This window comes from Pseudomonas sp. CCC4.1 (genome assembly GCF_035019225.1).
Lineage (GTDB): Bacteria > Pseudomonadota > Gammaproteobacteria > Pseudomonadales > Pseudomonadaceae > Aquipseudomonas > Aquipseudomonas bubulae.
Genome location: NZ_JASJWL010000002.1, coordinates 92179 through 104068, shown reverse-complemented (window position 1 = coordinate 104068; position 11890 = coordinate 92179). Strand labels below are relative to the sequence as shown.

The 11890-nt window shown below is 58.9% G+C and carries 10 protein-coding genes; all 10 read right to left on the bottom strand.

All coding sequences use genetic code 11. From position 1 onward, the window contains the following. The 10 genes from nuoJ to aceA all read right to left on the bottom strand — a co-directional run bounded on the left by nuoJ (position 1) and on the right by aceA (position 11697). Positions 1–504, bottom strand: a complete 504-nt coding sequence (gene nuoJ, locus QN377_RS01545) for an NADH-quinone oxidoreductase subunit J (protein WP_019412102.1) — start codon at positions 502–504, stop codon at positions 1–3. A 9-nt stretch (positions 505–513) separates the two neighbouring features. Next, entirely contained in the window at positions 514–1062 is a 549-nt protein-coding gene (gene nuoI, locus QN377_RS01540; protein ID WP_016780194.1) for an NADH-quinone oxidoreductase subunit NuoI, read from the bottom strand. A 12-nt stretch (positions 1063–1074) separates the two neighbouring features. Continuing rightward, a complete protein-coding gene (gene nuoH, locus QN377_RS01535) occupies positions 1075–2082 on the bottom strand; it encodes an NADH-quinone oxidoreductase subunit NuoH (RefSeq protein WP_016780195.1) in 1008 nt (335 codons plus the stop codon). Beyond that, complete coding sequence (nuoG, locus tag QN377_RS01530; RefSeq protein WP_095003301.1) at positions 2079–4793, bottom strand: NADH-quinone oxidoreductase subunit NuoG; 2715 nt, start codon at positions 4791–4793, stop codon at positions 2079–2081. Before nuoG ends, nuoH begins: the two co-directional genes overlap by 4 nt. 132 nt (positions 4794–4925) lie before the next feature. Then, positions 4926–6281, bottom strand: a complete 1356-nt coding sequence (nuoF, locus tag QN377_RS01525; RefSeq protein ID WP_086796175.1) for an NADH-quinone oxidoreductase subunit NuoF — start codon at positions 6279–6281, stop codon at positions 4926–4928. After that, a complete protein-coding gene (gene nuoE / locus QN377_RS01520) occupies positions 6278–6775 on the bottom strand; it encodes an NADH-quinone oxidoreductase subunit NuoE (RefSeq protein WP_088379405.1) in 498 nt (165 codons plus the stop codon). Before nuoE ends, nuoF begins: the two co-directional genes overlap by 4 nt. A 2-nt stretch (positions 6776–6777) precedes the next feature. Further along, positions 6778–8562 carry an NADH-quinone oxidoreductase subunit C/D gene (nuoC, locus tag QN377_RS01515; RefSeq protein WP_095003300.1) on the bottom strand — a complete coding sequence of 595 codons (1785 nt, stop codon included), beginning with the start codon at positions 8560–8562 and terminating at the stop codon, positions 6778–6780. 74 nt (positions 8563–8636) lie between these two features. Next, on the bottom strand, positions 8637–9311 hold the full coding sequence (locus QN377_RS01510; protein ID WP_016780200.1) for a NuoB/complex I 20 kDa subunit family protein: 675 nt from the start codon (positions 9309–9311) through the stop codon (positions 8637–8639). A gap of 10 nt (positions 9312–9321) precedes the next feature. Next, on the bottom strand, positions 9322–9735 hold the full coding sequence (locus tag QN377_RS01505; RefSeq protein ID WP_003446990.1) for an NADH-quinone oxidoreductase subunit A: 414 nt from the start codon (positions 9733–9735) through the stop codon (positions 9322–9324). Between the two features lie 636 nt (positions 9736–10371). Next, the gene (gene aceA, locus QN377_RS01500) at positions 10372–11697 is read right to left on the bottom strand and encodes an isocitrate lyase (protein ID WP_048365296.1); all 1326 of its coding nucleotides are present in this window, start codon (positions 11695–11697) and stop codon (positions 10372–10374) included. Positions 11698–11890 lie beyond the last annotated feature (193 nt).

Here is an 11890-nt window from a genome sequence, read left to right as displayed (position 1 = left end):
TTATTGCTCCTTCGCCTCAGTACGGCCCAAGTGGAACGCCGTCACAGCTGCAGCAAGCAGCAGCATCGAGGCGAGTTCGACCACCAGCAGATACGGACCGAACAGGCTGATGCCCACGGCTTTTGCATCAATGGTGGTTTGACCGATTGCCGCACCGCTCGGGTGAGCGAACAGCACGTACAGCAATTCGGCCAGCAGGATGGCGGACAGAATGCTCGGTCCGATCCAGATGCCCGGCTTGAGCCAGTGGCGTTCTTGCGTCACCGAGGCGGGGCCCTGGTTGAGCATCATCACCACGAACACAAACAGCACCATGATGGCACCGGCGTAGGCGATCACTTCGAGCACACCGGCAAAGGGTGCGCCCAGGCTAAAGAACGTCATCGCCACGGCAATCAGCGAAATAATCAGGTAGAGCAGGGCGTGCACAGGGTTGGTGTTGGTGATCACGCGTAGCGTGGACACGACAGCGACACCCGATGCGAAATAGAAAGCGAATTCCATCGTTCTTCCTTAAGGCAGCAAGCTCTTCACGTTGATCGGCTCGGCTTCGTTCTGGGCAGCGCCTTTCGGCTTGCCTTCCACGGCCATACCCGCAACACGATAGAAGTTGTAATCAGGGTTCTTACCGGGACCGGAGATCAGCAGATCTTCTTTCTCGTACACCAGATCCTGACGTTTGAACTCGGCCATCTCGAAATCCGGTGTCAGCTGGATCGCGGTGGTCGGGCAGGCTTCCTCACACAGGCCGCAAAAAATGCAGCGTGAGAAGTTGATGCGGAAGAACTCCGGGTACCAACGGCCATCTTCGGTTTCGGCTTTTTGCAGCGAGATGCAGCCGACCGGGCACGCCACGGCGCACAGGTTGCAGGCTACACAGCGCTCTTCGCCGTCCGGGTCGCGGGTCAGGACAATCCGGCCACGGTAGCGCGGCGGCAAGTACACCGGTTCTTCCGGATACTGCAGCGTGTCACGCTTGCGGAAGGCATGGCCAAATACCATCACCAAGCTGCGAAGCTGGGTGTAGGTGCCATGCACGATGTCAAACAGATACTTGAACATGGGTCTCTATCCTCACTGAACCGCGCCGGCAGGCGTGTTCAACAACACGACTGCGGCGGTCACCAGCAGATTGATCAGGGTCAGCGGCAGGCAGAACTTCCAGCTGAAGTCCATCACTTGGTCATACCGTGGGCGCGGAATGGAAGCGCGCAGCAGGATGAAGATCATGATGAAAAACGCGGTCTTCAGGGCAAACCAGATAAACGGAATCTGTGGCAGCAGACCGAAAGGTCCGTGCCAGCCACCGAAGAACAAAGTCACCAGCAACGCCGAGATCAACACGATCCCGATGTACTCACCCACGAAGAACATGCCCCATTTCATGCCGGCGTATTCAATGTGGTAACCATCGGCCAGTTCCTGTTCCGCTTCCGGCTGGTCGAAGGGGTGACGGTGAGTCACGGCCACGCCAGCGATAAAGAAGGTCAGGAAACCGAAGATCTGCGGGATGATGAACCACAGGTTCTGCGCTTGATATTCAACGATGTCGCGCATGTTGAACGAGCCAACCTGCACCACGATGCCCATCAGCGCCAGGCCCATGAACACTTCGTAGGACACGGTTTGCGCCGAGGCACGCAAGGCACCCAGCAGGGCGAACTTGTTGTTGCTCGACCAGCCGGCGAACAGCACCGCATAGACCGACAGACCGGCCATGGCGAAGAAGAACAGGATACCGACGTTCAGATCCGCCACACCCCAGGTCGGGGTGATCGGGATAATCGCAAAGGCGATCAGCAAGGCACTCATGGCCACAACCGGCGCCAGGGTGAAAATCGCCTTGTCGGCAAACGGTGGGGTCCAGTCTTCCTTGAAGAACATCTTGATCATGTCGGCTGCGATCTGGAACGCACCGAACGGGCCCACGCGGTTCGGACCGTAACGGTCCTGCCACAGGGCCAGCAGGCGACGTTCAACCCAGCTCAGCAGCGCGCCGCACACCACTACGGCGAGCAGGATTACCACGGCTTTGACCACCGAGATAATCACGTCGATCACTTCAGGCGTAAACCAGGTCATTGGGCTGCCTCCTGCAAACCGTCAACGGTAAGGCCAAAGATCGCTGGCGGGATACCGGCCAGGCCTGCTGGCAGTGCTACCAGGCCTGCACCCAGCTCTTCATTGATACGCAGTGGCAGACGCAGGGTCACACCGGCAACGTTGAGGCTGAGCAGGGCGCCATCGTTGACACCCAGGCGGTCGGCTTCGGATTTGGCCAGTGCGATATAAGCGGCTGGAATGCGTTCTTGCACCGGTGCGGCTTTCGAAGAGTTCTCTTCGCTGCCCAGCAGATGGTAGAACGGCACGACTTGCCAGGTGCCGCGAGCCGGGTTGAACGCGCCCGGAATGCTGGCGAACCAATTCAGCGAGTCGCCCTTGCTTTCGATCAGGCGGATGCCCGGGTCGCCCGCACGGATATGACCACCCACTTCGTCCTGGAACTTGTTCCAGGCTTGTGGCGAGTTCCAGCCCGGCGACCAGGCGAACGGCACTTGTTGGCGCGGTTCGACGGAGCCCGAGTAACCTTCCATGGAGAAGGCGAATGCGGTGTCCGGGTCTTGCGGGGTGCGCGGTTCGTGCACGCTGATATTGGCGCGCATGGCAGTACGGCCGCTGTAGCGCAAAGGTTCGCGCGCCAGCTTCATGCCTTTGATACGGAATGCTGCCGACGGTGCCGCATCAACGATGCCGGCCAGTTCTGGCGTGCTTGCCGCTGTTTGCTGTGTCACGTGATCGAGCAGGGTCCAGTCAACCGCCTTGTTCAGCAGGGTGCTGCGCAGGGCGTGCAACCAGCGCCAGCCTTCGTGGATCAAGTTGCTCGAATCGAGGTAGCGCGGCTCGAACACCTGGAAGAAGCGTTGGGCACGACCTTCCTGACTCACCAGCGTACCGTCGCCTTCAGCAAAGCTTGCCGCTGGCAGAACCAGATCGGCACGGTCGGTGGTTGCGGTCTTCTGATGATCGGCAACGATCACCACTTTGGCCGCGTCCAGTGCTGCGTTGACCTTGACCGCATCGACACGGGTAAACAGATCGTTTTCCAGTACCACGATGGCGTCTGCTTTACCGTCGATCACTGCTTGCAATGCAGCGTCTACCGATTCGCCGCCGAGCATGGCCAGACCGAGGCTGTTGGCTTCCGGCACGACCAGGCTGATGGAGCCGGCTTTCTCACGCAGGTGCAGCGCCTTGGCGATGTTACCTGCGGCTTCGATCAGGGCCTTGGAGCCCAGCGAGGTACCGGCAATGATCAATGGGCGTTTGGCTGCAAGCAGGGCGTCGGCGATGCGTTTGGCCAGCTCCAGGGCTTCAGCGTCCAGGCCGGCAACGGCAGGGGCGCTGGCGTCGATGGCGTGAGCCACGGCGAAACCGATACGGGCCAGGTCATCCGGCGCAGCGTGTACGCATTCTTCAGCCACGTCGTCGAGCTTGGTTTCAGCCAGGCTGGCAATAAACAGCGGGTTCAGCGCGTGCTGACCGATGTTTTTCACCGCAGCGTCGAGCCACGGCTGAACGCGCATGGCGTCGGCCATTTCTTCAGCTTTGCCCTTGACCGACTGACGCAGCGACAGCGCCATACGGGCGGCGGTCTGGGTCAGGTCTTCACCCAGTACGAAGATGGCGTCGTGATCTTCGATCTCGCGCATGTTCGGGACTGGCAGCGGGCTGTCTTTCAAGACTTGCAGCACCAGGCGGATGCGCTCCAGCTCACCGGCTTCGATACCCGAGTAGAAGTGCTCGGCACCGACCAGCTCGCGCAACGCGTAGTTGCTTTCGAGGCTGGCGCGCGGCGATCCGATACCGACGATGTTACGACCGCGCAACAGATCGGCGGCTTTATCCAGTGCAGCGTCAACGCTCAGTTTGCTGCCGTCGGCCAACAATGGCTGACGTGGGCGGTCGGTGCGGTTGACGTAGCCATAGCCAAAACGGCCACGGTCACACAGGAAGTACTGGTTAACCGAACCGTTGAAACGGTTTTCGATGCGACGCAGTTCACCGTAACGCTCGCCCGGGCTGATGTTGCAGCCGCTGGAACAACCGTGGCAGATGCTTGGTGCAAACTGCATGTCCCATTTGCGGTTGTAACGCTCGGAGTGAGTTTTGTCGGTGAACACACCGGTCGGGCAGACTTCTGTGAGGTTGCCCGAGAACTCGCTTTCGAGCACGCCGTCTTCAACGCGACCGAAGTACACGTTGTCGTGGGCGCCGAATACACCGAGGTCAGTGCCGCCCGCGTAGTCTTTATAGAAACGCACACAGCGATAGCAGGCGATGCAGCGGTTCATTTCGTGGGAAATGAACGGGCCGAGTTCCTGGTTCTGGTGAGTACGCTTGGTGAAGCGATAACGGCGCTCGTTGTGGCCGGTCATCACGGTCATGTCTTGCAGATGGCAATGGCCGCCCTCTTCGCACACAGGACAGTCGTGCGGGTGGTTGGTCATCAGCCATTCAACAACGCTGGCGCGAAACACTTTCGCTTCTTCGTCGTCGATGGAAATCCAGCTACCGTCGGTGGCCGGGGTCATGCATGACATGACGATACGACCACGCTTGTCGTTCTCGTCGGTGTACTGCTTGACGGCGCATTGGCGGCAGGCGCCAACACTGCCCAGGGCAGGGTGCCAGCAGAAATACGGGATATCGAGGCCCAGCGACAGACATGCCTGTAACAGGTTGTCTGCCCCATCGACTTCGAGATCTTTGCCGTCTACGTGGATAGTGGCCATGGTTCAAAGGTCTTCGTTGGCCCGGTGTCAGCGGGCGTGGCTAATGGAATCTTGTTATGCGTTCGAAGCAACCCAGCCTTACGGCGTTATCGAACGATCAGAAGGGGGCACGGACCCCCTTCATTCAGAGCGTTACGCGCCGATAACAATCGGGCGTGCCAGAGGTGGAACACCGGGTTTTGCTTGCGCAATACCGGCTTCGAACTCTGGACGGAAGTACTTGATCGCGCTGCCCAACGGTTCCACGGCGCCCGGTGCGTGAGCACAGAACGTCTTGCCAGGGCCGAGGAAACCGACCAGACCCAGCAGGGTCTCGATATCGCCAGGCTGACCTTCGCCGTGTTCGATCGCCATCAGCAGCTTGACGCTCCACGGCAGACCATCACGGCAAGGGGTGCAGAAACCGCACGACTCACGGGCAAAGAACTGTTCCATATTGCGCAGCAAGGAGACCATGTTGACGCTGTCGTCCACGGCCATGGCCAGGCCAGTACCCATACGGGTGCCAACCTTGGCGATGCCGCCGGCATACATTTGTGCGTCCAGGTGCTCGGGCAACAGGAAGCCGGTACCGGCGCCGCCTGGCTGCCAGCACTTGAGCTTGAAGCCGTCGCGCATGCCGCCGGCGTAGTCTTCGAACAGCTCGCGAGCGGTCACGCCGAATGGCAGTTCCCACAGGCCAGGGTTCTTCACTTTGCCGGAGAAGCCCATCAGCTTGGTGCCGTGGTCTTCGCTGCCTTCGCGGGCGAGGGATTTGTACCAGTCAACGCCGTTGCCGATGATGGCCGGTACGTTGCACAGGGTTTCCACGTTGTTCACGCAGGTCGGCTTGCCCCATACGCCCACAGCGGCCGGGAACGGCGGCTTGGAGCGCGGGTTGGCGCGACGGCCTTCGAGGGAGTTGATCAGTGCGGTTTCTTCACCGCAGATGTAACGCCCGGCGCCGGTGTGCACGAACAGTTCGAAGTCGAAACCCGAACCGAGGATATTCTTGCCCAGCAGGCCTGCTGCCTTGGCTTCTTCGACGGCACGGCGCAGATGCACCGCTGCAGTGGTGTATTCGCCACGCAGGAAGATATAGCCACGGTAGGTTTTCAGTGCGCGGGCACTGATCAGCATGCCTTCGATCAGCAGATGGGGCAGTTGCTCCATCAGCATGCGGTCTTTCCAGGTGTTGGGTTCCATTTCATCGGCGTTACACAACAGGTAACGGATGTTCATGGATTCGTCTTTGGGCATCAGCCCCCACTTCACGCCCGTCGGGAAGCCGGCACCGCCGCGACCCTTGAGGCCTGCGTCTTTCACGGTCTGGACGATATCGTCCTGGGCCATGTCGGCGAAGGCCTTGCGCGCAGCGGCGTAGCCGTCCTTGGCCTGGTACTCGTCGAGCCACACGGGCTCGCCGTCGTCACGCAGGCGCCAGGTCAGCGGGTGGGTTTCTGCCGAACGCTTGATCAGGTTGGCAGGACCGAAAGAAGTCAGGCTCATGGGTAGGCCTCCAACAACGTGGCGACGCCAGCAGGCTGCACGTCACCGAATGTGTCGTCGTCGATCATCAACGCCGGCGCCTTGTCGCAGTTGCCCAGGCAGCACACCGGCAGCAGCGTAAAGCGGCCGTCCGGGGTAGTCTGACCGAGGCCGATGCCCAGCTTGTTCTGGATTTCGCCGACCACGGATTCGTGGCCACCGATGTAGCAGACCATGCTGTCGCACACGCGGATGATGTGGCGGCCGACCGGCTGACGGAAGATCTGGCTGTAGAACGTAGCCACGCCTTCAACGTCGCTGGCAGGGATGCCCAGCAGTTCGCCGATGGCGTAAATCGCGCCGTCCGGCACCCAGCCGCGTTCCTTCTGAACGATCTTCAGGGCTTCGATCGACGCCGCACGCGGGTCTTCGTAGTGATGCATCTCATGCTCGATGGCCGAGCGCTCGGTTTCGCTCAGGGCGAAACGGTCTGTCTGGATAAGCGTGCTGTTCATGCTTAGCGGTCCACGTCGGCCATAACGAAATCGATACTACCCAGGTACGCAATCAAGTCCGCGACCATTTCACCTTTGATCACCGAAGGGATCTGTTGCAGGTGCGGGAAGCTTGGGGTGCGAATCCGGGTGCGGTAGCTCATGGTGCCGCCATCGCTCGTCAGGTAATAACTGTTGATGCCCTTGGTCGCTTCGATCATCTGGAAGGATTCGTTGGCCGGCATCACCGGGCCCCACGAAACTTGCAGGAAGTGCGTGATCAAGGTCTCGATATGCTGCAGCGTGCGTTCTTTAGGCGGCGGCGTGGTCAGCGGGTGATCCGCCTTGTACGGGCCGGCCGGCATGTTGCGCATGCACTGCTCGATGATTTTCAGGCTCTGGCGCATTTCTTCGACGCGCACGATGCAACGATCGTAGGCATCGCCGTTGGCTGCCAGCGGGACTTCGAATTCGAAGTTCTCGTAGCCGGAATACGGGCGCGCCTTGCGGATATCGAAGTCACAACCGGTGGAGCGCAGGCCGGCACCGGTGACGCCCCATTCCAGGGCCTCTTTGGTGTTGTAGGCGGCAACGCCGATGGTACGACCACGCAGGATGCTGTTGTCCAGAGCAGCTTTCTGGTACTCGTCCAGACGCTTGGGCATCCAGTCGATGAACTCCTTGACCAGGCGATCCCAGCCGTTCGGCAGGTCGTGGGCAACGCCGCCGATGCGGTACCAGGCCGGGTGCAGACGGAAACCGGTGATGGCCTCGATCACCTTGTAAGCGCGCTGACGGTCGGTGAACGTGAAGAACACCGGGGTCATGGCGCCCACGTCCTGGATATAGGTACCCAAGAACAGCAGGTGGCTGGTGATACGGAAGAATTCGGCCATCATGATGCGGATGGTGTCGACCCGGTCAGGCACTTTGATACCGGCCAGCTTCTCGACCGAGAGCACGTACGGCAGGTTGTTCATCACGCCGCCGAGGTAGTCGATACGGTCGGTGTACGGGATGAAGCTGTGCCAGGACTGGCGTTCGGCCATTTTCTCGGCGCCACGGTGGTGGTAACCGACGTCAGGCACGCAGTCGACGATCTCTTCACCGTCCAGCTGCAGGATGATGCGGAAGGCACCGTGAGCCGAAGGGTGGTTCGGCCCCAGGTTGAGGAACATGTAGTCCTCGTTTTCACCGGAGCGTTTCATGCCCCAGTCTTCCGGGCGGAAGCGCGCGGCTTCCTCTTCCAGCTGCACCTTGGCCAGGGTCAGGCTGTACGGATCGAACTCGGTAGCACGGGCCGGGAAGTCCTTGCGCAGCGGGTGACCTTCCCAGGTCGGCGGCATCATGATGCGCGACAGGTGCGGGTGGCCTTTGAAATCGATGCCGAACATGTCCCAGACTTCACGCTCGTACCAGTTGGCGTTCGGCCAGATACCGGTCACGGTAGGGACACTCAGGTCTTTTTCAGACAGGGCCACCTTGATCATGACGTCGCTGTTACGTTCCAGCGACATCAGGTGGTAGAAGACGGTGAAGTCTGCACCCGATGGCAGGCCCTGACGCTTGGTACGCAGACGTTCGTCCACACCGTGCAGGTCATAGAGCATGACGTAGGGTTTTGGCAGGTTGCGCAGGAAGGTCAGTACTTCGACCAGTTTTGCGCGGCTAACCCAAAGCACCGGCATGCCGGTGCGCGTGGCCTGGGCGGTGAACGCCTCAGGGCCAAAACGGGTATTGAGTTCGACAACCACATCTTGGTCGTCAGCCTTGTAAGGCGGGATGTACAGAGCGGAGCCTGCAGTCATGGTTTTTTATCGCTTTCGGTCAACGTAAAGAATGAAGCCAGTGATTCGTTCTATTGAGTAGAAACGGCGCTGGATCAGACTTCGTCGGGGCTGCGCAGGTTGGTTACCTGAATACGCTGTTCGCGGCGCTGTTCCTTTTGCGATGGCATCTCGGCGCGGTACACGCCTTGTTCGCCAACGACCCAGGAAAGTGGGCGACGCTCCTGGCCAATCGACTCTTGCAAGAGCATCAAGCCTTGCAGAAAAGCCTCAGGGCGGGGCGGGCAGCCGGGTACGTAAACGTCCACAGGCAAGAACTTGTCGACCCCTTGAACCACGGAGTAGATGTCGTACATGCCACCGGAGTTGGCGCACGAACCCATGGAAATGACCCATTTAGGTTCAAGCATTTGCTCGTAGAGACGCTGGATGATCGGCGCCATCTTGATAAAGCAGGTCCCGGCAATAACCATGAAATCCGCCTGACGCGGCGAAGCCCGGATAACCTCGGCGCCAAAGCGCGCGATGTCGTGGGGCGCCGTGAAGGCGGTGGTCATTTCCACATAGCAGCACGACAGGCCGAAGTTGTACGGCCACAGGGAATTTTTACGTCCCCAGTTGACCGTGCCGTTCAGCACGTCTTCGAGCTTGCCCATGAAAATGTTTTTGTGGACTTGATCTTCTAACGGATCGGCAACGGTTTCCCGTGTGCCGATCGGATATTGCTCGTTAGGAGCATCCGGGTCGATCCTGGTGAGTTCGTATTGCATCGCCAAAGCCTCATTGTTTCAGCTTGGCCTGCCGCTTACGACGAGCTTCCGGTGCCCAATCAAGAGCACCCACCCGAAATAGGTAGACAAGGCCTGCCAACAGAATTGCTATGAAAACGAGAGCTTCGACGAATCCGGTCCAGCCGCTTTCGCGAACAGACACAGACCAGGCAAAGAGAAAGAGGGCTTCGATATCGAAGATCACGAACAGCATCGCGACCAGATAGAATTTGGCTGAGAGCCGCAAGCGGGCGCCACCGGTAGGTAGCATGCCGGACTCGAACGGTTCATTTTTGCTGCGACCCCAGGCTTTTGACCCAAGGAGGCTGGAGACGCCAAGCATGAAGGCACAGAGGCCGACAACGCCGAGAAGGAAAATGGCAAAGCCCCAGTTGTGGGCTATGAGTCCTGTCGCTTCGGGCATGCTGGAAATCCTTAACAGAGAGCAAAGGTCTCTGAGCTAGAAAAGGTGATAAAGCAGTGACGTTATGTCGCAGTGCTATTGATTGCCGGGATTTTATGGCTAAACACCCAGCAAGTAAATTTTCTAAGATGAATTAATTCAGTCCTTTAGTTGTAGAACCTCCATCAATGTCTATGCAGGCCTTGAACTGTGGGCGTTACAGCGTTTTTCAGTGTTTGTTTTTCAGTGTTCATGTATTCAACAAAAGCAACTCGTAATGATAATTAATATCGTTTGAGTGGTTATTTGTTGTGTCGCTATGTCGCAGGCCTGTAGAACTTGGCTTATATAAGCGCTGTTAGCAAGTTTGGAACTTGGCTTTTTAACCCGGTCTGGCGATCGAAGCATGGATCTGGGTCAGTGTTTTGTCGGATGGGCAGGGCAGCGGGATGTCTTTCTGTGGGAGCGGGCTTGCTCGCGATGCTGATAACTCGGTCCTCCAGGCAGGCGCGGTGATGCCATCGCGAGCAAGCCCGCTCCCACAGGGGAGGGGTGTACAAGTCGCCGGGCAAAAAAACGCCCCGAACCAGTCGGGGCGTCATGGGCATGGCATTGCGTTTGTTCTTTACAGGCTGGGCAATGGCCGTGGTTCCATTATCAGTGGAACTGTTCTTCTTCTGTAGAGCCGGTCAGGGCGGTAACCGAAGACGAACCACCCTGGATCACGGTGGTCATGTCGTCGAAGTAGCCAGTGCCCACTTCCTGCTGGTGCGCCACAAAGGTGTAGCCTTTGGCTGCGTCAGCAAATTCCTGCTCTTGCAGTTTCACGTAGGCGGTCATGTCGTTGCGGGCGTAGTCGTGCGCCAGGTTGAACATGCTGTGCCACATGTTGTGGATACCCGCCAGGGTGATGAACTGGTGTTTGTAGCCCATTGCCGACAGCTCGCGCTGGAATTTGGCGATGGTCGCGTCGTCCAGGTTTTTCTTCCAGTTGAAGGAAGGCGAGCAGTTGTACGACAGCAACTGGTCCGGGTATTCCTTTTTGATTGCTTCGGCAAAGCGACGCGCTTCTTCCAGATCCGGCTTGGCGGTTTCGCACCAGATCAGGTCGGCATACGGCGCGTAAGCCAGGCCACGGGCAATGGCTTGATCAAGGCCGGCACGTACTTTATAGAAGCCTTCCTTGGTGCGCTCGCCAGTCACGAATGGCTGGTCGTACGGGTCGCAATCGGAAGTCAGCAGGTCAGCCGCGTTGGCGTCGGTACGAGCCAGAATGATGGTCGGCGTACCGGCAACGTCAGCTGCCAGACGTGCTGCTGTCAGTTTTTGCACAGCTTCCTGGGTCGGAACCAGTACCTTGCCGCCCATGTGACCGCATTTTTTCACCGAGGCCAGCTGGTCTTCGAAGTGAACGCCTGCAGCGCCCGCTTCGATCATGCTTTTCATCAGCTCGTAAGCGTTGAGTACGCCGCCGAAACCGGCTTCAGCGTCAGCCACGATCGGTGCGAAGTAGTCGATATAACCCTGGTCGCCCGGGTTTTTACCGGCTTTCCACTGAATCTGGTCGGCACGACGGAATGAGTTGTTGATGCGCTTGACCACGGTTGGAACGGAGTCCACCGGGTACAGCGACTGATCCGGGTACATGGATTCGGCAGAGTTGTTGTCTGCCGCCACTTGCCAACCCGACAGGTAGATAGCCTGGATACCGGCTTTAACCTGTTGTACCGCTTGCCCCCCGGTCAGGGCGCCCATGCAGTTGACGAAATCTTTCTCAGGACGGAAGGACGGGTGTGCGCCCTGTGTCACCAGTTTCCACAGCTTGTCGGCACCCATTTTTGCAAAGGTGTGCTCGGGTTGAACCGAGCCGCGCAGGCGGACCACGTCAGCAGCGGAGTAATCGCGAGTCACGCCTTTCCAGCGTGGGTTTTCGGCCCAGTCTTTCTCAAGGGCTGCAATTTGCTGTTCGCGTGTCAGTGCCATGGTGATAAACCTCGTCGCATAGGTCTGGGTTGAAAAATGGTTGCTCCACCAGGCACACAACACTGTTGTTTGTATAAGTGCGTGAATGGCGGCTCGCTACGGGCAGTACAGGCCCCAGGGCCTTTGCGGGGCCTCTGATCAGCGGGAGCGGGGCCATCATGCCTTTGCATTTTTGAGGCGTCAAATGTTTTGT